Source organism: Blautia segnis, from assembly GCF_014287535.1.
Classification (GTDB): domain Bacteria; phylum Bacillota; class Clostridia; order Lachnospirales; family Lachnospiraceae; genus Blautia_A; species Blautia_A acetigignens.
Genome location: NZ_JACOOT010000025.1, coordinates 95,792 through 122,441 on the forward strand (window position 1 = coordinate 95,792; position 26,650 = coordinate 122,441).

Sequence of the window (26,650 nt, forward strand, 5' to 3'; positions counted from 1 at the left end):
AAAGTAAGTCCTGCAATTGTTCAAACATTTATGCACGAACTTTCCCTGTTTTCATCTGCTGCATTCTTCAATCATTGGATCTGCCAGACAAACGATACTCTAAGCATTTCTTTAGGAATGCCTGTGGGATTTTTGGGTTTGCGTAGTAATAAAGATGAGGAAAACCTGCCAGCAGGCGGTCTGATCCGTGTATGCAGTCCCAGCCTCTTTTGCTGTGAGGCTTTGATGCGTGAAAGGCGGTGCCGCAGTTTTCCGAATCAAAATAGTGGAATTCGTGCGCCGGGCTGATTCCCAGTTCTGCTTCACCCAGGACCTGGATTTTTTTCTTTTGATCAAATCCCAGCAATTCCTGACAATTTGCTGTTTTGGGCAAATTGTCCCCGGCCTGTTCGCTGCTGCATACCGTTTCTTCATTTTGAGTTAAAGTAATATAGCCAAATCTTGTAAGCTTTGGCGTGCGCCAGACTTTGCCGGGAATCACACCTGTCATCTGGTAAAATTTTCCGTCCATGCCTTCCATCTGGTCGTGAAGATACATAAATCCGCCGCACTCTGCAAGACAAGGCATTCCGCCTTTTATGGCTTCAGCGATTTCCTCACGCATAAACTTATTTTCTTCTAACGCCTGTGTATTCAGCTCCGGATAGCCGCCATAGAGAAGCAGTCCATCCAGATTTTCCGGCAGATGAGCATCATGTATCGGGGAAAACGGCACCAACTCTGCCCCCATCGCACGAAGCAAATCTAAGTTGTCCTCATAGAAAAAACAGAATGCTTCGTCTTTAGCAAGACCAATTCGAAGCTTTTTCGAACTTTTCCATTTTAATACCTCTTTTACAGAAGAGAGGGACGACTGCTTCGTGTTCTCCGCTGCCGATAGAGCAACAGAATTCTGTGTACATTTTTCTGGCTCTGATGCCATAATCGATGCCCTTGTCTTCTCTTCCTCTAACGGCTCATAAGAAAGCTCCGGTGCCTCTTTGGCCAGCTGTATAATCGCCTCTATATCCAGACTTTTCTCCAGTACGTCTGCCAGCTTCAGAAGACGCTGCTTCAACTCTGGAATTTCCTCCGGCAGCACCAGGCCAAGATGGCGGCTTTCGATCACACAATCCTCTACTTTTGGCACATAGCCAAGAGCTTTGATTCCCAGTTCCTCTTCCACCAGCTTTTTCATTCTGGGGTAAAGCATAGGGGACATCTGATTGAAGATCACACCCTTTATGCGGCTGTCTTTTTTGTATTCCATAAAACCCTTTATGTAGGCAGCGAGGGAAACACTCATTCCCTTGCTGTTTACGATCAGAATTACCGGAGTATCCGTAACCCGCGCCAGATCATAGGCGCTTGCCTGTGTGGTGGTTCCGGCAACTCCATCGTAAAATCCCATGACCCCTTCCATCACCGCCATTTCACAGTCTGCACTGTTTTTGGCAAGAAGAGATCTGGTGATCTCTTCCCCCGTGAAAAAGGTATCCAGATTCCGGGATTTGGTTCCAATGACCTGGGTGTGGAACATAGGGTCAATATAATCCGGTCCGCATTTAAAAGAGACTGTTTTGATTCTCCGGTTTACAAGCACCTGCAGAAGTCCGCAGGTCAGAAGGGTTTTCCCGCTCCCGCTGGCTCCTGCCGCAAGCATAATCCTTGGTATTGTTTTTAGCACGTCATTGCCCTCCTGCTTACTTCTCATATAAAAAATTACTTTCGCATTTTCGGATTCTGACAGGTAATAATATAAATCGGGTTCTCTCCCATCATCAGATGGTAGCGGCTGATTTCTTTGGATCTGGAAGCGGCAAGCTGCACTACCTCGCGCTGCTGGAAATCGTATTCTTTGAGCACATCCAAAGCTTCGCTGATAGTTTCCAGGGTAATACAGTTGATTACAATCCGCACCTGTGGATTTTTTCCAAGAAGCAGTGCTACGATCTCCTTCAGATTACCGGAAGAGCCTCCGATAAATGCATGGGTAGGCGCAGGCAGATTCTCAAGTGCCTGAGGTGCCTCTCCCTTTATAATTTCCAGATTGTCCACTGCAAATTTCTGTTTGTTCTCTTCCAGAAGAGCGGCTGCCTCCTCTTTTTTCTCGATGGCAAACACCTGTCCCTGGTCTGCCCGAAGAGCCATTTCCACAGACACAGAACCAGTTCCCGCGCCAACATCGTAGCAGATGGAATCCTCTGTAAGGCGAAGCTTGGAAAGAGAAACGCTTCGCACTTCTTCCTTTGTCATAGGGGCTTTTCCGCGGATAAATTCCTCGTCAGGGATTCCATGAGTAGAAAGGGCCGGCTCCGGGTTTTCATGAAAAGCACAGACAACGCTAAGAGGCTGTCCCTCATAGTTTGTCAGCTCTTCTGCTTTTTTTACAAAAATCTTCTCATCGGGATAGGAAAGATTCTCGCCTACATAGAGAAGAACCTCGCCCATATGATACTTCACAAGCTTCCCTGCCAGCTCTGCCACTGCAGTGCCGGTTCCAAGAATGGAAAATACCTTCTGGTTATGGCGGATCATGGAAATCAGATTGCAATGTTTACCGTGGGCGCTGGTGATCTTCGCGTCATCCCAGGAAAGCCCGATCTCGGACATGAAGTATACTACAGAAGAAATTCCGCAAATTACCTCCACGTTAGATTCCCTACCGCCAAGTGCCGTCAGCAGCTTCCTGGCTCCGCTGTAAAATCCCACATCACCGGAAAGAGCGATCACAACCTTCTCATATTCCGGATGATTCCGTATATAATCCGCGATCACATCGCTGCGGTATTCATATACCACTGCCTGTCCCGGCTCCCGAACGGCATCTGCCATCCGCTTTGCGCCAATAATCAGATCCGCGCTTTTCGCCGCTTTTTTTCCCTGAACAGTAAGAGTTTCCTGGCTTCCCATGCCGATTCCAAGCAAAGTAATATGAGGCTTCACGGTAAATCCGAAATACTCTGCCAGCATATGCCTGCACTCTGCCACAGAAAGTCCCTCTTCCTTCAGAGGACGTCCAATAATTACCGGAACAGTTCCGCAGGAAAGGGCCGCATCAATTTTCTCCTGAAAGCCTCCTGCTTTTCCGGTATCCTTTGTAACCAGATATTTGCAGTCAAACTGGCGCAGCATGGCAGCATTTAATTCCATGGAAAAAGGACCCTGCATGCCGATGAGATGCTTTCCCTCAAAGCCGTAGCCTTTGCAGGTTTCCATCACAGAGGGCAGGGAAAGGACACGGGCATAAATGCGCTCTCCAGCATCAGAAAGTGCGGTGTATTTTCCCAGCTCCTTGCTTCCGGTTGTAAGAAGGATATTGCCCTCTGTCCCCTCCAAAAATTCAATGGCAGCCTGGGTATCCGGCACATAAACGGCCTGGTCCTGATAGGCTCCAGCCTCCCGCAGCACACGCCTGTACTCCAAACCTGTGTTCTGGCAGGCTGTGCGGATATTTTCCGTAACCTCTGCAGCGTAAGGATGGGTTGCGTCCAGAACCATTTCCGGCTTTTTCTCATTTAGAAGTGCTTCCATTTCCGGCTCTGTCAGGCGCCCGGCGTGGATTTTCAGATATTCGTTCTCTTTTAATGATTTGCTGCCGTAGTCGGTAGCCACGCATGCAAGCACATGGATCTGATGTTCTGCCAGAAAATTACTGATATCACATCCCTCTGTTGTGCCTGCAAATACAATGATTTCAGACATCCCTGTATCCTCTTGGAGTAACCATTTTGCCTTTGATGTTGCGAGTCTGGGAATTGCCGATGAATACGGTAGTGAACATGTCTACCTGAGTATCCTTCAGTTCGTCCAGGGTCATGATCTGGGAAGATTCCCCTTCTCTTCCAATATTTTTCACAATGCCGCATACAGTATCCGGGGACTTGTGCTGCAGCATCAGCTCGCATGCTTTTTTCAGATAGTCGTGTCTCTTATGGCTGGACGGGTTGTAAAGGCAGATCACAAAATCCGCCTCCGATGCCAGAAGAAGGCGTTTTTCAATTTTTTCCCATGGGGTAAGAAGGTCGCTTAAGCTTATCAGGCAGAAATCGTGGATCAAAGGTGCGCCAAGGACTGCTGCGCCGCCTGTAGCTGCAGTAACGCCTGCTACTACCTCGATATCAACATCCGGATAATTGGCTCCTACCTCGTACATCAGGCCAGCCATTCCGTATACGCCTGCATCTCCGCTGCAGATCATGGAAACGGTCTGTCCATTCATTGCCTCGTCAAAGGCCATGACACAGCGGTCTACCTCTTTTCTCATAGGAGTGGTAAGGAAGGATTTGCCCGCAAAATGATCCTTTACCAGATCAATATATACGGTGTAGCCCACGATCACATCACTTTTTTCAAGGGCTGCCACTGCTGCTCCTGTCATTCCCTCATAGGAGCCGGGGCCAATGCCCACTACGTAAATTTTCTTCTCTTTATTCAAAATGTATCCTCCAATCTGCAAGGACAAGGGCGGCTGTCACGCCGTCTGCTGCCTGTTTTCTCTGGATCAGGCGGCAATGTTCCCCACCTCGCCTGGTACCTGGTTTTGTCTGGTTTCGTTCTGGAATCCTACCGGTATTCAAACAGATTCTATCCTGCGCCGCCTTTATTGCGCTTCTCTCGCACACGTTGTCAACGCCTACCGTCCTGCTCACAAAGGAAGAGGCTGTAAATTCCCCCTTCACAGCAAGAAGCTCTTCACTGGAAAAAGTCTCAAATGGGATTCCCATTTTTTCTGCCAGGGCCAGAAGTCCTGGTTCTTCTTTTTTGATATCAATACTGGCAAGACAGGCCACGGCCTGGGGATAAATCTGATTTTCCTCAAGGCAGGTAAACGCGGCCTTTTCCACTGCCTGCGCTTCTTTATTTTTGCGGCAGCCCATTCCCAGAGCCACGGCCTGGGGTACTACATGAGTAGTGGAAAGAAATGGAGTACAGTTTTTATGTATGGTGACGGCAATTCCTACCTTAGGAAACAGATCAGATGCCGATTTTATCTGGTTATCATTCTGGACATTGGTTCCGGGTTCATTTTCTGAAATCCAGTTTTCATCCCTAAGTCCGCAGCAATTCACCAGCCCATCCGGCAATTCGCCTTCCCAGGGAAATTCACTGTAAAATCCTACTTTCTCCCCTGCAAGCAAAGCTGCTGACACTTCTTTGGCTTCTTTCATACGGAAAATATGGCAGTTGTTTTTCTTTGCAAAAACATCTACGGCAAATTTCCCTTCCAGATCCGTGGCAGTGGTCACAATAGGAACTGCATGCAAAGCCTCTGCCGCCTGCAATGCCAGCTCATTAGCACCTCCAAGATGTCCGGATAACAGGGAAATCACAAATTTCCCGCATTCGTCTGTCACCAGGACCGCCGGGTCCGTTTTTTTGCTGGCTACATAGGGGGCAATACTGCGCACTGCAATTCCTGTGGCTCCAATGAAAATAATTCCATCCGCACTCTCAAACTGCTTTCCTGCCCATTGCTTTGTACTCTCTTTTATGGACTCCGGAATGTATTTGCTCTTCGTATACAGGGAAACTGCATGCTCCTGTTCTTCCAGTGCTTTTTTCAGTTTTTCTCCGGTCTGCTGCCCGGTCAGGGTGAAACATATTATGGAAATCTTCATCTTATTTCAATTACTTTGTTGCTTCACGGAACTCTGTTGTAAATCCCGGGTCATAGAGCTTAGAACGGTCATAGTGTGCTGCATTTACGCAGTCACCGATGATCATAAGGGCTGTCTTTGTAATGTTGTTTTCTTTGGCAGTCTGAGCCAGAGTGCCTACTGTGCACACAAATTTTTTCTCATCCTCCCAGGTTGCCTTGTAAACAATGGCTGCCGGAGTGTCTGCTGTGTAGCCGCCCTCGATCAGTCTTCTGCTCAGTTCCTCCAGCATTCCTGTGCTGAGAAAAACAACCATAGTTGCCTGATGAGCGGCAAAGGACTGGATACTCTCCTTGGGCGGAACCGGAGTTCTGCCTTCCATACGGGTGATGATTACGCTCTGGGAAATGTCCGGCAAAGTATATTCCAGATTCAGTGCGCTTGCTGCGCCGCAGAATGCACTGACGCCAGGACAGTAATCATAAGCGATTCCCTTTTCATCCAGAACATCCATCTGTTCCCGGATAGCACCGTAAATACAAGGATCTCCTGTGTGAAGTCTTACTGTTGTCTTGCCTGCAGCCTCTGCTTTTTCCATTACGGAAAGTACTTCTTCCAGGGTCATTTTGGCACTGTTGTAAATAGTGCAGATGTCCTTGGTGCACTCAAGAAGCTTGGGATTTACCAGGGATCCGGCATAGATTACCACATCTGCTTCCTCTAAGTATTTTTTTCCTCTTACTGTGATCAGGTCCGGGGCACCGGAACCTGCTCCTACGAAATGAATCATGGCTTTTTCTCCTCTTTTACAATAATTAATGAATAGTATCCTGCATCTTCCGGGATTTCATCTACGGTTCTGTATATTTGCTCATCCGGCATACCGCAGTTCTGGATCATCATGGCTTCGCTGCCGGATGCTTTGATCTGCTCTTTCACTGTTTTCATCTGTTTTCCGGTTTTCATCAGCACCTTGGTGCCGGGAAGCTTCAGTGCCTCTTCAATCTGGTAAGAAGCCGGGATCACGTGAAGCTGCTGGGCTTTTTCTACCAGGCCCTGGTTAAATCTGGCACTTACCGCGCAAAATGAAGTGATGCCGCTTACGATTTCTGTGTCGTATCCCATCTGTGCCACACGTTTGTGCACATAAAGGTAGGTGGAATAGACGGTGGGATCTCCAAGGGTCAAAAATACCACATTTTTGCCCTGATCCAGCTGGTCTGCGATGATTCTGGTGCCTTCGTCATGAACCTGCTTCAACTGTTCTTTGTCCTTGGTCATGGGCATGGGAAGGGATATCATCTGCTTGGTATCGATTTCCGGGTATGCGCCCTTCATGATCTTGTAGGCTACGGATTCCCTGGGATTTTCCCCTGGGAACGCCAGTATGTCTGCTTCTTTTGTAAGTCGTAAGGCTTTGAGTGTAACAAGTTCCGGATCTCCCGGACCTACACCTACGCCGTATAATTTTCCTGTCATTTACTTCTCTTTCCCGTAACTGCAAAATTCCTGATTGCCAGTTACGTTTCTTTTATTTTCTGCTTCCTGCATTATTTTTTCTGCAGCTCTATGTCCTGTTTCTTGATTTCTTCGATCAACTCTTTTGCATCTTTCGTCTTGCCAAGATAGCCGTATACATTGTTAAATACCACTGCCCCAAGCTTGATCTGTTCATAGGAACGGTGGTCCAGATAAAACTGGATTTTTTTCATGATTTCTTCCATTGTGGGCTGCAAAAGCTGCTTCTCATGAAGAACGTCCAGGGCTTCATCTGTTGTATTGCAGTTTAAAACCGCTCTTGCGGTGTCGCCGTCAGCTCCTGCACGAAGGGCATTGGAAGCCAGTACTTCCATACGGGCATCTGCACTATGGGAATGGGTGTTCATGATCCCGGCTGCCACTTTTACAAATTTGCCGATATGAGCCACAAAAAGGATGCCTTTTACCCCCATGTCTACTGCCATATCAATGGTCTCGCCTACGTAGTTGCTGCACTTGATATTCCGCTCAAAGGGCAATGTCATATGCTCTCTTAAATAGTCTGCGCCATAGTTGCCCGGAGTGGCAAGAATGTACTGCTCGCCCTGGGCGAAATGCTGCTTCATTTCTACGTGGATGCTCTCCACCAGCGCTTTTTCACTCATGGGCTCCACAATTCCGGAGGTTCCCAAAATGGAAATTCCGCCTGTAATTCCAAGCCTCGGATTAAAAGTTTTCTTGCCGATTTCCACGCCCTCGGGCACAGAGATCACCACTTTCAGCCCGCCCTCATAGTCGTAAGACACAGCAGCTTCCTCTGCTTCACGAAGAATCATGGCCCGGGGAACTGGGTTGATTGCCGCCTCTCCTACCTGCTGGGAAAGTCCCGGTCTTGTCACGCGGCCAACACCGATTCCGCCGTCTATCTGGATTCCTGGTTCTTTTGTCTTTGATACGGTGGCGTATACCAGGATCCCATTGGTGGTGTCCGGGTCATCCCCTGCGTCTTTTTTGACAGCGCAGGTGACCTGGTTTTCTTCGATCTGAATGTGGTGGAGTTCCAGATCCAGGAGAATTCCTTTTGGCGTCATAAGAGGAACGCTGTCCAGCTTCTTTTTCCCAAGGAGCATCAGCGCTGCGCCTTTGCAGGCAGCTGCCGCGCAGGAGCCTGTGGTGTAGCCGAAGCGCATTTTCTTCTGTCCGCGGATCACGTAGTACTCTTCCAGACCGGTTTTGTGTGCCATATCCTTTGCCTCCGTAGGTATAAAAGTAAATTTTTCAGCTATTGGCTGGGATTTTTAATGGAAACCATTTTCCGCAGCCAGGCTTACACAAAAAAAGCTCTGTCGTAACGTGACAACAAAGCTTCTTTTCCCAGAATGATCCCGGTTGCCGCAGGAAATCCTGTTCCTGAAAAAGCATCCAGTATCTGACTGTACAGTAACGGACTTGTGCAGGAGTTCCACCTGCTTCCTGAAAATACTTTTCCCTGTTTTTATCCGTTACATTATATAATTTTGTCCTGTAAAAGTCAACAGCCAAGCCGCTCCTGACCCATCCCGGCCGCAAAACTGCTGCTTTTGTTCACACAACTCTGTGTTCCATCCATTTCTCGCTTTTAAAGCGAAGACTGAATACAATTCCTCTTACGGTCCAGTCGGTGAACATTCCGATCCAGACGGCCATGGGGCCCATGCCGCAGACGCGGATCAGGTAGACGCAGAGACAGAAACGGAATACCCACATGGTGGTGCAGGAGGTGATCATGGAAAATTTCACATCTCCGGCTGCGCGCATGCCATAAGCCGGAATAAAGGCCGGCATCCATACCAGAGGCTTTACAATGGTGATCCAGAATATCATGTCCAGGCACATTTTGGCGCTTTCCGGCTCCATGCCGCCAATCATGGTGATCGGTTTCGCCAGTGCATACACAATCGCACAGCAGGCAATCAGAAAGACCTCTGAAAAGATCATCAGCTTTTTCATATAATATACAGCCTCATCCTTGCGTCCTGCGCCAAGGCTCTGGCCTACTACGGTCATCAGTCCGATTCCCACGCCGATTACAGCCGTTCCGTTCAGCATCTCCATAATATTGGTCATAGCCTGAGCTGCAATGGCTGTGGTTCCAAGGGTAGACACAGTGGACTGGATTGCCAGCTTTCCAAGCTGAAACATACTGTTCTCCACACCAGAGGGCACTCCAAGTGCCAGGATCCGCTTTATCATATTTCCATCCGGGCGGATATTCAGATAATCCCTCACCGCAATGGGCTGTCTGTCTTTTCGCAGCTGATACAGAACTACCACTGCACAGAAGATTCGTGATACCAAGGTGGAAATCGCTGCTCCCGCAACTCCCATGTGAAATACCCAGATCAAAACTGCATTTCCCCCAATGTTCATCACATTGGAAATAATGGAAATCACCATTGGTCCTCTTGTATTTTCCTGGGCACGGAAAATGGAAGCTCCGGCATCATAGAGGGCGATAAATGGATAAGACAGTACGGTGTAAAAGAAATAGACCATTGAATTATCCATAACATCCGCATCTACTTTTCCGAAAATAAAGCTCAGCAGTGGTGCACGGAAAATCAGTCCCAATGTGACAATGCAGACGGAAATGGCAGTTATGATAAAAAGAGCCTGTCTGGCAGATTTGTTTGCCATCTCGTGATTTTTCTGACCAAGATACTGGGTACAGATGATGGTTCCACCTGCTGCCAGTGCGGAAAACGCCTGAATGATCAGAACGTTGATGGAGTCCACAAGGGAGACTGCGGAAATCGCCGCGGAGCCTACATTGCTGACCATCATAGTATCCACAGTTCCCATCAGTGCGTTTAAAAGCTGCTCCATAATAATAGGCACCAGAAGAGCCCGGAGCATTTTGTTGGTAAAAAGGTGCTGCTGTTGTTCCATATGTTTTCTATTTTCCCCCTAAACGGATGATTACTGGTCACGTGCTTGGCAGTACATTTCGTCATATGTTATTGTCCACTCTGTGTCCAGCAACATACTTCACGATGCACAGAAATCAGCCGTAAAAATCGATTGTATACTTCCATACACATTTTATCTGTGTTATTATACACCTTAAGCAAAAAAATTGCAGTACGAAATTCTAAATATAATGTCAGACTATTTCACAAAACGGACCTGTCGTCTACCGACGATATCATCATATATGAAAGTCAGATGTTCTGTAACACCCTTTGCCAATAAAAACAACACAGGAGGAACTTACTTTGGACCGGATTCTTACTTACACTGTACAGCCAGACGAGGAAAACATGCTGCTTCTTGATTTCCTTCGAAGCAAGGGATTTTCCCGGGGAATTCTCTCTTCTATGAAGCCGTATAAGGGCGCAATTTTGCTAAATGGGGAAAGAGGATTCGGCAAGTCGGTTCTTCATGCCGGGAATTTTCTTCGCATTCATATCCCGGAAACGGAAAGCAGCGAGAATATTCTGCCTGTGAAAATGGACCTTTCCATACTCTATGAGGACGAGGATCTCCTGGTCATAAATAAGCCGGCAGACATGCCTGTGCATCCTTCCATCGGCAATTACGACAACACCCTTGCCAACGGAGCGGCCTGGTATTTTAAGGAAAAGGGACAAACCTTCGTCTACCGCTGCATCAACCGCCTGGACCGGGATACCACAGGTGCTCTTATTCTGGCGAAAAATCCTTACAGCGCCGCAGTTCTCTCCACCCAGATGAAGCAGCGGCAGATCCGCCGGACTTATCTGGCAATCGTTCAGGGGATCACGCCGTCCCACGGTACCATAGATGTGCCTATCGGACGGACAGACGGCTCCACTATTGAACGGCAGATTGACCCTGTAAATGGGGAGCGTGCAGTCACACATTATGAAAGGCTGGCTGCTTACGCGCTTCACGCTGGAACATTCTCTCCTGTTTCGGACGCACAGAAGACAGATTTTCTCCAGGCATATTCTTTAATCGAGCTTCACCTGGAAACCGGTCGTACCCACCAGATTCGGGTGCACATGAAGCACATCGGGCACCCTCTTCCAGGGGATTTTCTCTACAATCCGGATTACAGCATCATAAAGCGCCAGCCCCTGCACTCCTACCAGCTGGAATTCACCCATCCAGTTACAAAAGAAGTCATGTGCATCACCGCCCCGGTACCAGAAGATTTCGCTAATGCGTTTCACTAATGTATGTTAAAAAAGGCAGACCAGCGCCGCACATCCTGTGCTTCCTCTGATCTGCCTTTTATGTTTTCATGTTAATACAGCCGTCATATTGACGTTTCTGCTTTTCCTATACCGCAGCTACTTCTGGCTTCGCGGCCGTCGCCCTATCTTCTCTTACCGATTCTTCTCATAAATAATCAGCAGCCCCTTCAGCAGAAGATCCTCATCCAGCAGGATCTCCCTGCGGCAGTGAGGAACGATCTTGCGGGCAAGACCGCCAGTGGCAACTACTGTAATCTTCTGGCCCAGTTCTTCTTCGATCCGGTCCACAATACCGTCAAGCGCAGCCGCATTGCTGTAGATCACGCCGCTTTTCATACACTCGATGGTATTTTTACCAATGATACGTTTGGGAGCCTCAATGCTGATACCACTCAGCTGAGAAGCACGGGCTGTGAGGGCATCCAGGGACACTCCCATTCCGGGAAAAATCATACCGCCCACATAATGTTTCTTTTCATCAACCACGCTCACCGTGCTTGCAGTTCCCATATCAATAATCGCCAGCGGAAGGGGATACTCATGGATTCCCGCAACCGCATTTGCCACCAGGTCAGCGCCAAGCTGTCCCGGATTATCCATCATAATATTCAGACCGGTCTTCACTCCAGGTCCCAGAACCATGGGCTCCTTGTGGAGCACCTTCTCAGCAGCAAGCTTCACGGCATTGGTGATCTGGGGAACTACAGAGGAAATGATGCAGCCTTCAATATCTGTACGTTTAATGTGGTAAATGTCAACAACCGTTTTTAAATCAACTGCATATTCCAGCTCTGTTTTTGTGCGGACCGTGGAAAGTCTCTCAATAAAATAAGTCTTCTCCCGGTCAATGCACCCAACCACAATGTTTGTATTTCCGATATCAATTGCTAAGATCATAGTTTCCCTCCATAGTTTCTTATCAGCCGTCTGGCCTTTTTCCCGTCCGCAGTCAAAGTCTGCCCGGACATAAATCATCTATCTGTATTTTAAACCTCTGCTGCCTTTACCGCCTTGTCAGCCTTTTTCTCTGCGCCAGGAAGCAGTCTTGCCTTATAAAGGGCAGCTCCCACAGCACCCGTGATCACAGTGGCGGAAATCATCTCGCATACTGCGTTGATTCCTACAAATGTGCAGATAAACAGAATTACATTTTTTCCGCCCATAAGGCCCTGCACATACTCTGTATTTCCGAAAAGTCCTACCAGCAGTGCCATAAAGAACAAAGTGTTCAGAAATGCGGAGCAAAAGCCTGTCACTGCACAGGAAACATAAATATTTTTTGATTTTTTGCGAACGCCCTGGAAAATATATCCAAGCAGAAGTCCGTCAACCAGTCTTGGGATAAATCTCTGTACAAATGCCAGAAATGGATTGATTCCGAATAAGGTAGCACCCATAATGCTGGTACCGCCAATGCCGATACACTGTCCGAAGCTGGTCAGTCCGAATACGGCTCCGGCAATGGCTCCGCCTACAGGTCCCATTGTAATTGCGCTGATGGCAACCGGAATAATGTTAAAAGTAATGGCAAGAGGTCCGATATTCAGGTAGCCAAGAGGTGTGTAAGCCATCAGAAGCAGGATTGCTATCATCAGGCCAAGCAGTGTGATTTGAGATGTTGTAAATTTTTTGTTCATAATGATCCTCCTTGTTATCGTTCCCGTAAAAGGGATACAATACGGTATGGACTGACGGGCATGTGTTCTTTTATTTACCCGTCACTCTTAAAAAAAGTATTCTATCCAGGATTTTACTGGCTGCATCCTCCTTGCTCATAAGCGGGAGTGACACTTCCTCATCCTGTGTAATCAGAGTCAGAACATTGGTGTCCCCCTGGAATCCGGCGCCAGCCATTTTTACATTGTTGGCAGCTACCATATCCAGATTTTTCTTTGTAAGCTTGACTCTGGAATTACCGATCATATTCTGTGTTTCCATGGAAAATCCGCACAGAAACTGTCCATCCGGTTTGTGCTCCCCGAGATACTTCAGAATGTCATCTGTTCTCTCAAGGGTAATGGACATATCGTCGTCTTTCTTCTTGATCTTCTCATCGCTGACCTTCGCGGGACGGTAATCCGCAACTGCTGCAGCCTTGATGATAATATCCTGTTCCTTACTCACCGCTGTGACAGCCTCATACATATCCTTCGCTGTCACCACCGGAACCACCTTCACAAAGGGCGGCGGCGCAATGGCAGTACGTCCACTTACCAGTGTGACATCTGCACCTCGCAGCATTGCCATCTTCGCAATGGCATAGCCCATCTTGCCGGAAGAATGGTTGGTAATATAGCGGACCGGATCGATGGCCTCCTGGGTAGGTCCAGCTGTCACAAGCAGCTTCAGCCCCTTCATATCCTTCTCACAGGCACACTCTCTCATAATGTAGGACAAAAGAGTCTCCGGCTCCGGCATTTTGCCAGCTCCGGTGTCCCCACAGGCAAGATAGCCCACAGCAGGATCGATCACTTCATATCCATAATGTTCCAGGGTCTTCAGATTGTCCTGGACAATGGGATTCTCAAACATATTGGTATTCATAGCCGGGGAAATAAATTTCTTACATCTGCATGCCATGATGGTGGTAGTCAGCATATCATCTGCGATTCCATGTGCCAGCTTGCCGATTACATTGGCACTTGCAGGGGCGATCATCACCACATCTGCCTTCTTAGCAATGGATACATGCTCTACCTGGAACTGGAAATTCCGGTCAAAGGTATCCACCAGGCATTTATTCCCGGTAAGGGTCTCAAAGGTAATGGGATTGATAAAGTTCGTGGCATTCCTGGTCATCAGCACATGAACGTCCGCGTGCTGCTTCTTCAGCGCACTTGCAAGATATGCGATCTTATATGCGGCAATACTGCCTGTCACTCCCAGAAGAATGGTCTTTCCCTCTAGCATTCGTTTTCCTCTTTTCTCTTTAAACTCATGGGGACATTTTTCTGTCCGTACCGCTTATTATAAAACAAATATAGCTCTGATTGCAATGTATTTTTTCCATGTATAGCTTTTCGTACATGCTGCGCTGCCGCGGTCAGCCTTTTTATTGCCCGCATCCGGCAGATTTTTTTGCCATTTTTCCATGAATATAAAAGGAAAATCTGCTATAATGAAATGGCATTTTAGATATCATCGAATCCAAGCGTAAAGGACTTTATCATGAATTATCAGATCACACAGTGGTGCGCCCACTTTATCACAGAGCATGTAAAGGAAGGAGACCTGTGCATTGACGCTACCATGGGAAACGGAAACGACACCCTGCTCCTTAGCCGTCTTTGCGGGGAAAAAGGCCATGTACTTGCCTTTGACATCCAGGAACTGGCCCTTGCCCACACCAGGGAGCGCCTGGAAAAAGAAAATGCAGCTCACAACTATGAGCTGATCCTGGATTCCCATGCAAATATGGGAAACTACGCTGCGCCCATGAGTGTAAGCTGCATTGTGTTTAACTTCGGCTATCTGCCGGGAGGGGATCACAGTCTGGCCACCAGGCCTGATTCCAGCATTCTGGCCCTTCAGGCTTCCCTTGGCCTTCTGAAAAAAGGCGGAATCCTGATGCTGTGCATTTACAGCGGCGGCGATTCCGGATTTGAGGAGCGGGATGCCCTTCTTAGCTGGCTGAAAAAACTGGACTCCAGAAAATATCTGGTAATCAAAACCGAATACTACAACCGTCCCAACAATCCGCCTATGCCTGTGCTTGTAGTAAAACAATAACCTCTGCATCTGCATTATATCTCATAAAAAATTTTGTCCAGCCAAAGCCGCACAGCACAAACTGCGCAGGCCGAAGCTGGACAAAACATCGATTGCAGATGTAAATTGCAGACTCCGAAATCAGTCTGTAATAATCACGCTCGTCATCACCGGCTGCTGGTCTGCGGAAATAGTTCCGTTATTATCCGTAGGCTTGGCATCCTTGCAGATCTGGTCCACAATGTCCATGCCCTCTGTCACATGGCCGAAAGCTGCATACTGTCCGTCCAGATAAGTGCTGTCTGACTGCACAATAAAGAACTGGGAGCTTGCGCTGTCCGGATCTGAGGATCTTGCCATGGAGATTACGCCTCTTTCATGGGAAATGTTATTCTCCACGCCGTTTTCAGAGAATTCTCCTTTGATGGTCTCATCAGAGCCGCCTCTTCCGGTTCCCTCCGGATCGCCGCCCTGGATCATGAAGCCGTCAATAATACGGTGGAAAGTCAGCCCGTCATAGAAATGCTCCTGTGCCAGCTTCACAAAGTTGGTAACGCTGATAGGCGCTGTATCCGCATCCAGTTCCACCTTGATGGTGCCGTAATCCTTCACTTCAATTTCCGCATGGTGGATGCCGGTAAGGGGCTGTGAAGTATCCAGTACTGCCTCATCTGTCACAGTTCCTTTCTCATCCGTACCGTCTGAAAAACCGGAAACTTCCTCGTCAGTTCCCTGCTCTTCACTTGTATCGGAAGAGTTCTCTTCTGTGGCCTCATCTGTCTTTTCTTCTGTATTTTGGGTTTCTTCTTTCGCATTGTCTGTGCCGCAGCCTGCCAGCAGTCCCACTGACAGGGTTGCAGTCATCAACATTGCCAGAATTTTTCTTTTCTTCATAATTCGCCTCCAGATTACGTTCTTAAGTATGTGTATTTGGATAAAAAACGGCGCCAGGCTTTTCCTGACGCCATCTTTTCTCATTATAACGAAATTGTCGCAAAATACAATTGATTTCACAAATTGTTCAATTTCTTTTTCTCTTTCTTGGATTCCACCACATGGCGGATCGCTGCTATGGGATGATGAAACAGCATCCTTGGACCGGAGAAACGCATGACTTCACGGATCTTTTCCCGCATTTCCGGCTTATAGCAGTGCACCTTGCAGTTGGAACAGAAGGTCTTGGTCTCCATAAACGGGCATTTCTCGCTGCGCATTCTGGCATAGGCATCCAGCGCGGCACATTCCGGGCAAAGCCCGTCTTTGCTATGGTGCTGCTTTTTGCAGTAAAGCTGGATCATCTGGGAAACCATTTTCTTTTCCCGTTCCCGCTTTTTCTCTATTTTAGTGCTCATTGACAACTCCTCTGGTACCTGGCATCAGCTGTCCGATCATGTAGCACACAGCTGCCACAGCCATACCGTTGATGGAAGCCACACCCCAGTTCAGCACATTTGCTACAATGGTTCCAAGCACAACACCTGCAACGGAAAACCAGTTTACCGTTTTCAGTGCCGGATTCTCTTTCTCATACTCTTTCCGGTTCATGAAATAGTCCATTACCAGAATGATTCCAACTGGCGGAAGGGTACAGTTAAGAATGTTCAGCCAGTCACAGAAATTGTAGTACAGCCATACAGAAGCCACCGTTCCGATGATTCCGGAAATCAGTACCATTGGTTTCTTTTTCTGATGGAAAATGTTGGCAAGACCAAGACCTGCTGTATAAAGGGCATTGTCGTTGGTGGTCCAGATGTTAAGGCCCAACACCAAAACAGCCAGATAAAACAGGTTCAAGCGGATCATAACCTCAAAAATATCGTTTCCTCCTACAAAAATAGAAGAAACAGCACCGAAGAAGAACATCAGGGAGTTGCCGATAAAGAACGCAACCACTGTGGTGATCGCGCCGACCTTGCCGTTCTTTGCGAAACGGGCAAAGTTCGGGGTTGCGGTTCCGCCGGATACAAAAGAACCTACCACCAGTCCTGCGCCGCCTACAATGGTCAGGCTTCCGCTGGATTTGGCGAACTGGTCAATGATGGTGCCATCTCCCTGCTGTACCGCCATCACCATTGCAACAGTACCAAGAACCGCTACCAGCGGCACTGCAATATAGCTGACAATGGTAAGGGAATCGATTCCAAAATAAGCGGAAGCAGTCATGCATACACCAGCCAGGATCACAAGTCCCCACATGGCAGCATCGCTTCCCCCAAGAAGCTCCTTGGATACCGGAATGGCAAACATGGCAAGTCCCACGCCGAACCAGCCGATCTGGGTGAAACTGATCATGGCTGATGGAAGGTAGGAGCCTTTTTCCCCGAATGCTCTTCTGGAGAGAAGGTCAAGGGATAATCCAGTCTTGGCACCTACGTATCCAAGCAGTCCGGTGTAAGCCCCAAGGATCACGCCGCCAAGAATCAGGGATTTCACAAAGCCCCAGAAATCAAGTCCTTCTGCCAGCTGCTGGCCAACCCACATGCTTGCGGAAAAGAAGGTAAATCCCAGCATGATCATGAACATAGTAACCAGGCCTTTGCGGCTGTCTGCCGGAACTGCCTTTGACGCAAAGTCAACGTCTTTTGTTTTTTTGTTTTTACTCATTTTCTTTCTCCTGTAGTTGCATCATCATAAAATGTATTTGCGCAGCGCAGTTGTGAATTCTTCGATTCTCTGCTGGGCAATCTCTTTCAAGGTTACCTGTTTCAGACAGTCTGCGAAGCGCATTTCCATCTCATACAGCCATTTGGTCTGGGCGGACTCAATCTCCTGGAAGTGGTTGCAGGCCAGCCAGTCCTCGTAACTGATCGGCAGTGCATAGCCTAATTTTTCCTCGATCAGGGCGTTCATGTCGATCACATCGCAGCGCTCTAACATGCCCTTCCAGAAGTCCAGAACCTCCTCCACATGCTCATGGATCTCATATCTTCTGGCGCCGCCATCGTAGATAATGCATTTCTCAAACAGAGGATCCCGCATGGAAAGGGTTTCTCTTCGAAACTCCGGTGCGATGATGCCGTCTTTCCAGTAGAAATCCACGTCCGGAAGATTGATCCCGGATACGCCCTTGTCCTGATAGGTGCTGAAGATTCCCTCATAGTAAACGGTGATAAATCCCTCGAAGTCCGGCCAGTACTCGCGGATCTCGCTGGTAAGCTTCTCCAGGATCTCGATTCCCTTGGTGCCGCCGATGGTGAAGATGATGATGTTCCGAAGCTTGGCTCCATGTGCCCGGTAGAAATCGGTTACATAGCGCAGGCAGTGGATCAGAGTTTCGCCGGAGGCAATGATATCGCCGATCATAAGGGTGCTGTCCGGCACCATGGTAAGCTTGCTGTACTTGATCTCCAGTCCTGCGATCTCGTCCTCCTGGAACACACGCTCGCTGGACAAAAAGCTGATGTCGTGTACGCGGATGTGCTCGCGATAGCAGCTCTCCTCAAGAGGATAGTTCAGGGCACCGCGAAGAATAGACAGGATGTTGGCTGTTGTCACCTTCTTCTGTTCCTTGAAATAGTAAAGCATCTGTGAGGTAGCAGGGATCAGGCAGTGGTAAACCTCATAGCCTACAACCTCTGGTGTGTTCATCAGTTTTCTTGTCTCTGCCTCTGATACCACATAGTATTCGTTCACATAGTCTCCGCCTGCCAACTTGTAGCAGTCCACACCCTGATCAGAAAATTCTCTGACCAGTCTTACGTTTTCCCAGTTTTTCATCTGTCGTTTTCCAAACCCTTTCTCGCTTTTTCCGTAAAAAAGGCCCTCTTTTGCGTCGATCACATATTGGTTCCAGCAAAAGACAGCCTGTTTTTTTAACAAAGATGATATGATGAATAGGCTTTATTGTCAAGTGAAAATCCAGGAAATTTTTCTTTCCAGGATTCCTGTCTTGCCACTTTTTCCAGAGTCTGCTAAAATCAAGGGAGAATTTTATACTTTACAGAAAGCGAGGACCTTTTTTATGGAAAAGATTACCAGTTTTACAATAGACCACATCAAGCTTCAGCCGGGAGTGTATGTTTCCCGCAAGGATCCGGTTGGAAACAGCGTGATCACCACTTTTGACATCCGCATGACTTCCCCCAATGAGGAGCCTGTGATGAATACTGCAGAACTTCACACCATTGAGCATCTTGCAGCTACTTTTCTTCGCAACCACAGGGAATTCGGCCCTAAGATGATCTACTGGGGACCTATGGGCTGCCGTACCGGAAATTATCTTCTGCTGAACGGGGATTATGAATCTAAGGACATTGTGCCGCTTATGATCGAAACTTTTGAGTTTATCCGGGATTTCGAGGGCGAGGTGCCGGGCGCGTCTGCAAAGGACTGTGGAAACTACCTGGACATGAACCTTGGCATGGCAAAATATCTTGCAAAGAAGTTTCTGGATGAAGTGCTTTACGATATTAAACCGGACAGACTGGTTTATCCAGAGTAAACCAGTTTCCGAAAATCAGTTTCTTCGCATCTTCGGAAACTACAGAACATATTTGCATTCAGGTCATGAATCTGCATATTCATGCAGTTGAATCAGAAGCAAATTCAAAACTTTCATGAAAAATGCCAGATGAGCAAATCACAAACACTGTGATTCCTACCCATCTGGCATTTTTTATTTCGTTCTCTTCAAAGCATCAGCCTTCTGTGGAAGCGTCAACTGCCTGATCTGCACCGACATCTGCGGCTCCATCCGCTGCGCCTGCGTCTGCAGCTACTGCACTTACATAATCACCGGATACATATGCGGTCTGTCCCTCATAGGAAACCTCAACCCATCCATTGTCACACACACCAGTGCTGGTAAGCTGTGTGCCGTTTGCCACGCTGGCAACCAGAGCTGCATCTGTGCTTGCATCTGCACGAAGGTTTACATCTGCATTGGCAACGTAAGTACCATCCTGTTTGGTTACGTTCACGCCGCTTGCAGTCTGTACGACTACAACCTCAGGTGTAGGTGTTGCCTCTGGAGTAGGTGTTGCCTCCGGGGTAGGGGTTGGAATCGGAGTAGGGGTAGCCTGTATAACAGTAACGGTTGCTCCTGCGCCTTCCTCAAATCCGCATCCCGGGATGCAAAGTGCTGCGCCAAGAAGCAGAGCAGCCAAACCTGCTTTTCTCATAGTATTATTCCTCCTTTACAAAGCATCACTGCCTTGGATTCATGTTACTGTCCACTCCATGCACAGTAACAGATTGATTCTTCTGTTATGAAAGTCAGCTGCCTCCCATCAGCAGCCGCATACTCTTTTTGCGAATCGTTACAATTAATATACAGTATTATTACAAAATATGCAAGTCCTAAGTGAAGGGAACTGCTTACACCCGCTCGAATACCACCGTTACCTGGCCGCCGCAGATCATGCCAAGGCTGTCTTTGCCGTCGGCGGTGAGGGCGTAGTGCTTCACTTCTTTGTCCTTCACTTCCGGGCAGTGGTTGATGGCTTCGAATTCTACCTTGCCGCCGCCAATGCTGCCTTCGATATGGCCGGATGGCTCCACAAACATTTTGCTGCCTACTCCTCTTGGGGAGGAACCGGATTTCTCGGCAATGGTCACCATTACGCCATGGCGGCCCTCCTGTACTGCTGCCTCTACCTTTTCATCGCAGTAGGCGCTGTAGTGCTGATTTTTCACCTTGACAATCTCTGCCATAATGCTGACTGCAATTTCCTCGGGAAGCTGTCCGCCAAGAGGGATTCCGATGGGGGCATGAACCTGATCAAGTTCTTCCAGGGAATAGCCCTCCTTCAGGAGATTTTCCCGGGTGATCCGCACTTTATTTTTGCTGCCAATCATTCCCAGATACTCATAAGGACGCTTCAAAAGCCTGCGAAGGCAGTCGGCATCTCCAAGATGGCCTCTTGTCAGGATCACGTAATAGGCGTTTTCATAGGGAACAATGTACTGATCCAAATCCTTGAAATCCCCGTAAACCAGCTCGTCTGCCTCCGGGAAGCGCTCTTTTGTCACAAAATCTTCTCTGTCATCCATGATGGTCACATGAAAGCCCAGCATTTTTCCCAGATGGGCGGTAGGCTGGGATACGTGACCGCCGCCGAAAATAGCAAGCCTTGGATTTTTGCGATAGTCTTCCACGAAAATCCGAATGCCGTCGGCAGTTATGACTTTTGTTTCTCTAGCATCGTTTAACAGTGGGAGATATTTTTCCCAGATTTCTCTGTCTTCTTCCTGTTCTGGAATCAGGCTCTTCTCCTGCGCTGCTGCATCTGGATTTCCAGGCTGTCTCACAATACACTTTTTCCCCATGTCCGGACCATCCAGAATGATCGCTGTCTTGATCCGCCCTTTTTCTTCCAGTATTTCATAAATTTTATTATACACGACACTTCACCTCATTTTCAAAATTTCATTGCACCTTTCTTTTTCGTATATTATAATACATCGGGAGGAATTTTCACAATGAAGAAAAAAAGAATTATGACCAGTTTTCCGGTCCGGATTCTGGCGGTAAGCATCCTCGGCCTGCTTGCGGGGCTGTTTTTCAACGCCACCCGTACCATGGGATTCACATCCAGCGCACTGAATCTGGTTGTTACAACACGTTATGTACTTAGCCAGCTGATTGCATTTCTGGCACCTCTTATTATTATCGGGCTGATGGCATCCTCCATCATTTCCGTAAAAAAAGATCCCACGCCAGCCACCAAACCTGTGATCCGCATTACTTATATTTCCATGCTGGGGGCGGCTGCGTTTTCGGCGGTGCTTGGATACCTGATCATCCCAAGGCTTCCGGTTTCCACAGACAGCTTGTCCTTCCGCTTTTTGCCGGACACCCTGTTTGAGCTTCCCATTCCGGCACCGGTTTCCGCTTTAAGTGCACTTGTGCTTGCCATCCTGCTGGGATTCGGAGCCTGCTGGACCAATGCGGTGCGCACCAAGGAGCTGCTCAATGAGTTTCGGGGAATTACCCTTTCCCTGATGTCCAGGGTTCTGCTGCCGATTCTTCCAGCTTATATCGGACTTTCCCTGTGCACCCTTGCTTATCAGGGGTATTTCATTAAGTATCTGCCCCTTCTGCTTCTGACGCTGGTAATCGTGATTCCGGTGTATGGCATCTGGACTTTGCTCTTGTATTATTTTGCAGGCTCTTATTCCGGGGAAAAGCCCTGGAAAGTTCTGAAAGAATACCTGCCGGTCTGTAAGATGGCGCTGATGACCCGCTCTTCTGCAGCCACAGGCAAATATTCCCTGGAGGCAGCTTCTAAGTGTGAATGTCTGGAACAGGATCTTACAAAAGATGCACTTCCTCTTTTTACACAGATCCATCACTGCGGTTCTGTGCTTACAGAGGTATTTTTCGCGATGATGATCTCCAGGATTCTTTACGGTTCTGTTCCGGCACCTGGCACCATGGTGATTTTTTCCGTGCTTCTTGCTACCTGCTCCATTGGCACTCCGGGGCTTCCCTGGGGAACGGTGATGGTATCACTTGGAACCCTTACAGGAATCCTGAAATTCGGGGATTCGGGAGTGGCGCTGATGTTTGCGGTATTTGCCATCCATGACGGATTTGCGGCAGCCTGCAACATGACCTGTGACGGAGCGCTGGCACTGATCCTGACAGGATATGCGAAAAAGCGGGAAATTTCAAAAAACACAGATATATAAAAATATGCGCCCTTTGCGGCATAAGGCTTACCAAAAGCCACGCCGCAAAAGACGCATATTTTTTCTAAAACTTTTTCCAACAGGCTCTGGCAAAACTATGCCAGCGGCTGTCTCAATCCTCTCTTAATATAGGTTCCAAGCTTTTCCTGCACCAGTTTTCCATCCTCTACAGCCAGATTGCCGCGCAGGAATACTTTGTCAATATCCCCGTGGATTTCAAAGCCTTCATATGGGTTATTGTCCGTATTGTATGCATGTGTTTTCGCGGAAATCACATTCTCTTTTTCCGGGTCAAACACCACGATATCTGCATCGCTGCCTTCTGCGATCACACCTTTATTGGGATACACGCCATACAGCTTTGCCGGATTTTCGCAGAGAAGCTGGCACATTTTCTCCACAGAGATCCTGCCGGTGCGCACGCCATAAGTATACAGAAGAGTTCCTCTTGTCTGAACCCCGGGAAGGCCTCCTGGAATCTTGGTGAAATCTTCTTTTCCCATTGCTTTTTGCGCCAGGGTAAAGCTGCACTGGTCAGTTGCAACCGTCTGGATCTGGCCCTCTGCAAGTGCCTTCCACAGGCAGTCCTGGTCCTCTTTCTTACGGATCGGAGGTGCGCACACATACTTGGCGCCTTCGAAATCCGGTTTGGAATACACACTGTCATCCAGTACCAGATACTGGGGACAGGTTTCTGCAAAGACAGTCTGTCCGTTTTCTCTTGCGCGAAGGATTTCCTCATAAGCCTTGCGGTTGGTAAGATGAACTACCATTACCGGTGCTTTTGCCTCCTTTGCGATCACCAGAAGTCTGTGGACAGCCTCAGCCTCCATAGTGTCTGGGCGCACCAGCGGATGATTTTCCGGACCTAATCTTCCTTCCGCTTTCGCCTCCTGGATCAGCGCATCGATCACTCCTGCATTTTCACAGTGAACGCCTGCGAAGCATCCTTTCTCATTCAGGGCCTTCACAATCTTGTAAAGATCCTCATCGTCCACGATCATAGCCGGATAAGTCATATAAAGCTTGAAGCTGGTAATTCCCTCATCAATCATATCCTGGATTTCTTTTTTGGTTTCCTCATTCCACTCTACAATAGACATATGGAAAGAATAGTCGCAGGAGCATTTACCATCTGCCTTTTTGTGCCATTTCGCGAGGCCTTCCTTTAAAGTATGTCCCCCTTTGTCCTGAGAAGCAAAGTCAATGACCAGAGTGGTTCCTCCAAGGATAGCTGCCCTGGTTCCGGTTTCAAAGTCATCTGCTGTTACCGTTCCGGCAACCTCCAGGTCAAAATGCGTATGTCCGTCAATAAAGCCCGGAAACAAAAGCTTTCCGGTTACGTCCACCACCTTGGCGTCCTGCTCAAAAAGCGACTCTCCCACGCGGATGATCTTCTCTCCTTCCACCAGCACGTCCAGCTTTTTCCCGCCTGTACCTGATATTACCGTTCCGTTTTTTAAGAGATATTTCATAATCCGTCCCCCATTTCCATTATTTCTATTAGTAAATATAACATATGTTTTCACTGCGTTCAAGAAAGCTGGCACGAATTTTTTTCAGTGTGCAACAATTTTTTTGCAAAACATCTTTTTATTTCCATCCAGGCATGTTATGATATAAGAAACATACGGTAACATCCTGCACTTAAAATAATGATATAATAGTAATTGCAGACAGGATCTGAAGTCTCTTTGAAAAACTCAGGATCCAAAGCAGTTGCAAAAGATATTTACATAACAGGAGGGTAAATATGGGAAGATTAACTGTCTTACAGCAGATTGCTCAGGATATCGCTGCGGAGTTCGGAGCAGACTGCGAAGTGGTAATCCATGATCTGAAAACACAGGAGCCTGAACACTCTATTATTTATATTGTAAACGGTCACGTAACCGGACGAAATGTAGGCGACGGACCATCTGATGCTGTTTTTGACGGAATCCGGCAGAAAAGACGAGGGGACAGTGCACCTGCAGATCACAACGGTTACCTGATGAAGACCGCAGACGGCAAAATCCTTAAATGCAGCACATCCTATATTAAAGACGATGACGGCAGCCTTCATTACGTATTTGGTATTAACTATGATATTACCAAGCTGACCATGATCAACAGTGCATTGAATGATCTGATCACACCTACGGACAAGGAGGAGAAGCCTAAGCAGATCACCCACAGTGTCAATGACCTGCTTGACCGTCTGATTGAGGAATCTGTAAGTCTGGTTGGAAAGCCTGTTGCTCTTATGAATAAAGAGGATAAGGTTACTGCCATACAGTTTTTAAATGACTCCGGAGCTTTCCTTATCACGAAATCCGGAGATAAGGTAGCTAATTATTTCGGGATCTCCAAGTATACGCTGTACAGCTATATTGATGTGAATAAATAAGGTCTTACGACCACCGCCTATCCTGTTGGCCGACAGGATAGGCATTTTTTTCAAGCACAGCTTCATCGCCTTTGCAATGAAAAATCCCATAACATTTTTCTATTTATCAGTCGGCCATGACCTTCTGAGAGCCACATAGGATATTAAAAAGTTTGCAAGCCATCCAGCTGGTACAGCAAGCCAGACAAATGCAATGCCAAAACGCGGCGCAAAAATCAAAGCAACAGAAAGACGGATTTCCAGGTTCACCATATTTGCAATGAGAAATGGGCGCATGATTCCGAGACCACGAAGGACTCCATCGGTTGCCATTTTGATTCCCATAAAGATAAAGAAATAACCGAGCCATCTCATATAATCCCCAGATACCTGATAGGCCAGGGCTGTTCCGTCTTTACCAAGAAACAGCGAGGAAATTTGCGTGTGGAGCGTTTCAATTATAATGAAGGCAATGACTGCAAAACACACATCCAATACCAGTGCAGCCTGGTAGCCTTTTTTGATACGCTGTGGTTTATTTGCACCAAGGTTCTGGGAAACATATGGTGAAACCGCATTACCGATGGATACAAAAATCAGAGAAAAAACGTTCTCAACTCGCATCGTCGCCGAATACCCCGCGAGTGCCTGTGTACCGAAAGGATTTACAACTGCCTGCACGATCATCATGCCGATAGATACTGTAGACTGCTGCAGAACCGAAGGCACAGCAATTTGAAACATAGAAAGTAACTCCTGCCTGTCAAACCAGTCAAAGTGACTTTTATATCGACGCATCCGATGGAAGAAAATCAAAAGTGAAAACACGGCAGAAATGCCTTGTGCAATCAAAGTTGCAAGCGCCGCACCGAACACGCCGAGATCAAGGCCGGCTACCATCCAAAGATCCATAAAGATATTTAAGATTGACGAAAATATCAGGAGTCCCAGTGGAATTTTTGATTCTCCTATAGAAGTAAACATCGTTGAAAGAATGTTATACATAAACAGGAACGGAAAGCCCACAAAATAGACACGCAAATACAGCACTGCGTCATCCAGTATATCGGCAGGGGTTTGCAGTGCGCTCATCATCGAGCGGGAAAAACAAAAGCCAAAAACACCAAGGACTATGCTTAGAATTAAAAAGCTAATCAAGGACGTTGACACAATGGTTTTCATTTTTCCATACTCCCTGGCACCAAAGTAACGGCTCACGAGTACACCGGCGCCGACACCTGCACCCAGCGCCACACAAATAAAAACATTGGTCAGTGCTGCACAGGCACCAACAGCTGCAAGTGCGGAGGAACCCACAAACTGACCGACGATGATGGAATCAGCCATATTATATATTTGCTGAAAAAAGCTGCCTAGAATCATCGGCATTGCAAAAATCGTCAGCGCTTTAAGAGGCGCATCTATAATCAAATACTCATCTTTTGACATTATCTTACTCTTTCCTCCATCCGAATCAATTTTATATCTTCTAAATGCAAGCTATAAGTTACGTTATGTAACAATTATAGGCAGCTATAACAGTCAAGTTGCAAATTCTGCCCGAACGGTACGCCTATTCTGAAATTAGCGGTACATCCATTCTGATTTAGCGGTATGCGTTTTCTGCTCAAAGCGGTACGTTTTTCCTTTATTATTGTGATGTAACT

The 26,650-nt window shown here is 47.6% G+C and carries 24 protein-coding genes; 5 read left to right on the plus strand and 19 right to left on the minus strand.

What is annotated here, in order from left to right; translation table 11 throughout:
- Window positions 1-67: 67 nt before the first annotated feature.
- From H8S54_RS11330 to H8S54_RS11365, 8 genes are all read right to left on the minus strand, one after another.
- On the minus strand, window positions 68-1,693 hold the full coding sequence (locus H8S54_RS11330) for a cobyrinate a,c-diamide synthase (RefSeq protein WP_408610277.1): 1,626 nt from the start codon (window positions 1,691-1,693) through the stop codon (window positions 68-70).
- An 8-nt stretch (window positions 1,694-1,701) separates the two neighbouring features.
- Window positions 1,702-3,684, minus strand: a complete 1,983-nt coding sequence (gene cobK / locus H8S54_RS11335; protein ID WP_186901511.1) for a precorrin-6A reductase — start codon at window positions 3,682-3,684, stop codon at window positions 1,702-1,704.
- Window positions 3,677-4,417 carry a precorrin-3B C(17)-methyltransferase gene (gene cobJ / locus H8S54_RS11340; protein ID WP_021926019.1) on the minus strand — a complete coding sequence of 247 codons (741 nt, stop codon included), beginning with the start codon at window positions 4,415-4,417 and terminating at the stop codon, window positions 3,677-3,679. The genes cobK and cobJ overlap by 8 nt, the downstream gene beginning before the upstream one ends.
- Complete coding sequence (locus H8S54_RS11345; protein WP_186901512.1) at window positions 4,410-5,600, minus strand: cobalt-precorrin 5A hydrolase; 1,191 nt, start codon at window positions 5,598-5,600, stop codon at window positions 4,410-4,412. Before H8S54_RS11345 ends, cobJ begins: the two co-directional genes overlap by 8 nt.
- Before the next feature lie 10 nt (window positions 5,601-5,610).
- Window positions 5,611-6,369: a precorrin-4 C(11)-methyltransferase gene (gene cobM / locus H8S54_RS11350; protein WP_021926017.1), complete on the minus strand. Its 759-nt coding sequence runs from the start codon at window positions 6,367-6,369 to the stop codon at window positions 5,611-5,613.
- Window positions 6,366-7,058: a precorrin-2 C(20)-methyltransferase gene (cobI, locus tag H8S54_RS11355; protein ID WP_021926016.1), complete on the minus strand. Its 693-nt coding sequence runs from the start codon at window positions 7,056-7,058 to the stop codon at window positions 6,366-6,368. Before cobI ends, cobM begins: the two co-directional genes overlap by 4 nt.
- 71 nt (window positions 7,059-7,129) lie before the next feature.
- Entirely contained in the window at window positions 7,130-8,302 is a 1,173-nt protein-coding gene (gene cbiD / locus H8S54_RS11360) for a cobalt-precorrin-5B (C(1))-methyltransferase CbiD (protein ID WP_186901513.1), read from the minus strand.
- Window positions 8,303-8,642: 340 nt separating this feature from the next.
- Window positions 8,643-9,986: an MATE family efflux transporter gene (locus tag H8S54_RS11365; RefSeq protein ID WP_186901514.1), complete on the minus strand. Its 1,344-nt coding sequence runs from the start codon at window positions 9,984-9,986 to the stop codon at window positions 8,643-8,645.
- A gap of 326 nt (window positions 9,987-10,312) precedes the next feature.
- Here H8S54_RS11365 and H8S54_RS11370 point away from each other — a divergent pair, with 326 nt between their 5' ends.
- Entirely contained in the window at window positions 10,313-11,254 is a 942-nt protein-coding gene (locus H8S54_RS11370) for an RluA family pseudouridine synthase (protein ID WP_243176793.1), read from the plus strand.
- Between the two features lie 153 nt (window positions 11,255-11,407).
- Here H8S54_RS11370 and H8S54_RS11375 read toward each other — a convergent pair whose 3' ends face one another.
- The 3 genes from H8S54_RS11375 to coaBC form a co-directional block, all read right to left on the minus strand.
- Window positions 11,408-12,172 (minus strand): type III pantothenate kinase, encoded by a 765-nt coding sequence (locus H8S54_RS11375; protein ID WP_021926012.1) that lies wholly within the window; start codon window positions 12,170-12,172, stop codon window positions 11,408-11,410.
- A gap of 89 nt (window positions 12,173-12,261) precedes the next feature.
- Window positions 12,262-12,912 carry an ECF transporter S component gene (locus H8S54_RS11380; RefSeq protein WP_021926011.1) on the minus strand — a complete coding sequence of 217 codons (651 nt, stop codon included), beginning with the start codon at window positions 12,910-12,912 and terminating at the stop codon, window positions 12,262-12,264.
- A 70-nt stretch (window positions 12,913-12,982) separates the two neighbouring features.
- A complete protein-coding gene (gene coaBC, locus H8S54_RS11385; RefSeq protein WP_186901515.1) occupies window positions 12,983-14,185 on the minus strand; it encodes a bifunctional phosphopantothenoylcysteine decarboxylase/phosphopantothenate--cysteine ligase CoaBC in 1,203 nt (400 codons plus the stop codon).
- 255 nt (window positions 14,186-14,440) lie between these two features.
- Here coaBC and H8S54_RS11390 point away from each other — a divergent pair, with 255 nt between their 5' ends.
- The gene (locus tag H8S54_RS11390) at window positions 14,441-15,004 is read left to right on the plus strand and encodes a class I SAM-dependent methyltransferase (protein WP_173766353.1); all 564 of its coding nucleotides are present in this window, start codon (window positions 14,441-14,443) and stop codon (window positions 15,002-15,004) included.
- Between the two features lie 120 nt (window positions 15,005-15,124).
- Here H8S54_RS11390 and H8S54_RS11395 read toward each other — a convergent pair whose 3' ends face one another.
- From H8S54_RS11395 to H8S54_RS11410, 4 genes are all read right to left on the minus strand, one after another.
- Entirely contained in the window at window positions 15,125-15,877 is a 753-nt protein-coding gene (locus H8S54_RS11395) for a peptidylprolyl isomerase (RefSeq protein ID WP_173766335.1), read from the minus strand.
- A 116-nt stretch (window positions 15,878-15,993) separates the two neighbouring features.
- Entirely contained in the window at window positions 15,994-16,335 is a 342-nt protein-coding gene (locus H8S54_RS11400; protein ID WP_021926007.1) for a nitrous oxide-stimulated promoter family protein, read from the minus strand.
- Entirely contained in the window at window positions 16,325-17,587 is a 1,263-nt protein-coding gene (gene codB, locus H8S54_RS11405; RefSeq protein WP_021926006.1) for a cytosine permease, read from the minus strand. The genes H8S54_RS11400 and codB overlap by 11 nt, the downstream gene beginning before the upstream one ends.
- 24 nt (window positions 17,588-17,611) lie before the next feature.
- Complete coding sequence (locus tag H8S54_RS11410; protein ID WP_186901516.1) at window positions 17,612-18,700, minus strand: hypothetical protein; 1,089 nt, start codon at window positions 18,698-18,700, stop codon at window positions 17,612-17,614.
- 244 nt (window positions 18,701-18,944) lie between these two features.
- On the opposite strand from H8S54_RS11410, the gene H8S54_RS11415 reads away from it, so the two are divergent.
- Window positions 18,945-19,424 carry an S-ribosylhomocysteine lyase gene (locus H8S54_RS11415; RefSeq protein ID WP_021926004.1) on the plus strand — a complete coding sequence of 160 codons (480 nt, stop codon included), beginning with the start codon at window positions 18,945-18,947 and terminating at the stop codon, window positions 19,422-19,424.
- A 196-nt stretch (window positions 19,425-19,620) separates the two neighbouring features.
- On the opposite strand, the gene H8S54_RS18475 is transcribed toward H8S54_RS11415, so the two are convergent.
- Window positions 19,621-20,103 carry an SH3 domain-containing protein gene (locus H8S54_RS18475; RefSeq protein ID WP_117853950.1) on the minus strand — a complete coding sequence of 161 codons (483 nt, stop codon included), beginning with the start codon at window positions 20,101-20,103 and terminating at the stop codon, window positions 19,621-19,623.
- Window positions 20,104-20,299: 196 nt separating this feature from the next.
- Window positions 20,300-21,325, minus strand: coding sequence for an XdhC family protein (locus H8S54_RS11425; RefSeq protein ID WP_021926002.1), 1,026 nt, complete (start codon window positions 21,323-21,325; stop codon window positions 20,300-20,302).
- 78 nt (window positions 21,326-21,403) lie between these two features.
- Here H8S54_RS11425 and H8S54_RS11430 point away from each other — a divergent pair, with 78 nt between their 5' ends.
- Window positions 21,404-22,615 (plus strand): cation:dicarboxylate symporter family transporter, encoded by a 1,212-nt coding sequence (locus H8S54_RS11430; RefSeq protein ID WP_186901517.1) that lies wholly within the window; start codon window positions 21,404-21,406, stop codon window positions 22,613-22,615.
- 95 nt (window positions 22,616-22,710) lie between these two features.
- Here H8S54_RS11430 and hydA read toward each other — a convergent pair whose 3' ends face one another.
- Window positions 22,711-24,090 carry a dihydropyrimidinase gene (hydA, locus tag H8S54_RS11435; RefSeq protein WP_021926000.1) on the minus strand — a complete coding sequence of 460 codons (1,380 nt, stop codon included), beginning with the start codon at window positions 24,088-24,090 and terminating at the stop codon, window positions 22,711-22,713.
- Between the two features lie 278 nt (window positions 24,091-24,368).
- On the opposite strand from hydA, the gene H8S54_RS11440 reads away from it, so the two are divergent.
- A complete protein-coding gene (locus H8S54_RS11440) occupies window positions 24,369-25,004 on the plus strand; it encodes a helix-turn-helix transcriptional regulator (protein ID WP_021925999.1) in 636 nt (211 codons plus the stop codon).
- 99 nt (window positions 25,005-25,103) lie between these two features.
- On the opposite strand, the gene H8S54_RS11445 is transcribed toward H8S54_RS11440, so the two are convergent.
- On the minus strand, window positions 25,104-26,432 hold the full coding sequence (locus H8S54_RS11445) for an MATE family efflux transporter (protein WP_186901518.1): 1,329 nt from the start codon (window positions 26,430-26,432) through the stop codon (window positions 25,104-25,106).
- Between the last annotated feature and the right edge of the window lie 218 nt (window positions 26,433-26,650).

Excerpts from the sequence above, each read along its gene's own strand:
- H8S54_RS11330 (WP_408610277.1), bottom strand. The coding sequence starts at position 1,693 with ATGAGAAGTAAGCAGGAGGGCAATGACGTGCTAAAAACAATACCAAGG.
- cobK (WP_186901511.1), bottom strand. The coding sequence starts at position 3,684 with ATGTCTGAAATCATTGTATTTGCAGGCACAACAGAGGGATGTGATATC.
- H8S54_RS11345 (WP_186901512.1), bottom strand. The coding sequence starts at position 5,600 with ATGAAGATTTCCATAATATGTTTCACCCTGACCGGGCAGCAGACCGGA.
- cobM (WP_021926017.1), bottom strand. The coding sequence starts at position 6,369 with ATGATTCATTTCGTAGGAGCAGGTTCCGGTGCCCCGGACCTGATCACA.
- cobI (WP_021926016.1), bottom strand. The coding sequence starts at position 7,058 with ATGACAGGAAAATTATACGGCGTAGGTGTAGGTCCGGGAGATCCGGAA.
- cbiD (WP_186901513.1), bottom strand. The coding sequence starts at position 8,302 with ATGGCACACAAAACCGGTCTGGAAGAGTACTACGTGATCCGCGGACAG.
- H8S54_RS11365 (WP_186901514.1), bottom strand. The coding sequence starts at position 9,986 with ATGGAACAACAGCAGCACCTTTTTACCAACAAAATGCTCCGGGCTCTT.
- H8S54_RS11375 (WP_021926012.1), bottom strand. The coding sequence starts at position 12,172 with ATGATCTTAGCAATTGATATCGGAAATACAAACATTGTGGTTGGGTGC.
- H8S54_RS11380 (WP_021926011.1), bottom strand. The coding sequence starts at position 12,912 with ATGAACAAAAAATTTACAACATCTCAAATCACACTGCTTGGCCTGATG.
- coaBC (WP_186901515.1), bottom strand. The coding sequence starts at position 14,185 with ATGCTAGAGGGAAAGACCATTCTTCTGGGAGTGACAGGCAGTATTGCC.
- H8S54_RS11395 (WP_173766335.1), bottom strand. The coding sequence starts at position 15,877 with ATGAAGAAAAGAAAAATTCTGGCAATGTTGATGACTGCAACCCTGTCA.
- H8S54_RS11400 (WP_021926007.1), bottom strand. The coding sequence starts at position 16,335 with ATGAGCACTAAAATAGAGAAAAAGCGGGAACGGGAAAAGAAAATGGTT.
- codB (WP_021926006.1), bottom strand. The coding sequence starts at position 17,587 with ATGAGTAAAAACAAAAAAACAAAAGACGTTGACTTTGCGTCAAAGGCA.
- H8S54_RS11410 (WP_186901516.1), bottom strand. The coding sequence starts at position 18,700 with ATGAAAAACTGGGAAAACGTAAGACTGGTCAGAGAATTTTCTGATCAG.
- H8S54_RS11415 (WP_021926004.1), top strand. The coding sequence starts at position 18,945 with ATGGAAAAGATTACCAGTTTTACAATAGACCACATCAAGCTTCAGCCG.
- H8S54_RS18475 (WP_117853950.1), bottom strand. The coding sequence starts at position 20,103 with ATGAGAAAAGCAGGTTTGGCTGCTCTGCTTCTTGGCGCAGCACTTTGC.
- H8S54_RS11430 (WP_186901517.1), top strand. The coding sequence starts at position 21,404 with ATGAAGAAAAAAAGAATTATGACCAGTTTTCCGGTCCGGATTCTGGCG.
- hydA (WP_021926000.1), bottom strand. The coding sequence starts at position 24,090 with ATGAAATATCTCTTAAAAAACGGAACGGTAATATCAGGTACAGGCGGG.
- H8S54_RS11440 (WP_021925999.1), top strand. The coding sequence starts at position 24,369 with ATGGGAAGATTAACTGTCTTACAGCAGATTGCTCAGGATATCGCTGCG.
- H8S54_RS11445 (WP_186901518.1), bottom strand. The coding sequence starts at position 26,432 with ATGTCAAAAGATGAGTATTTGATTATAGATGCGCCTCTTAAAGCGCTG.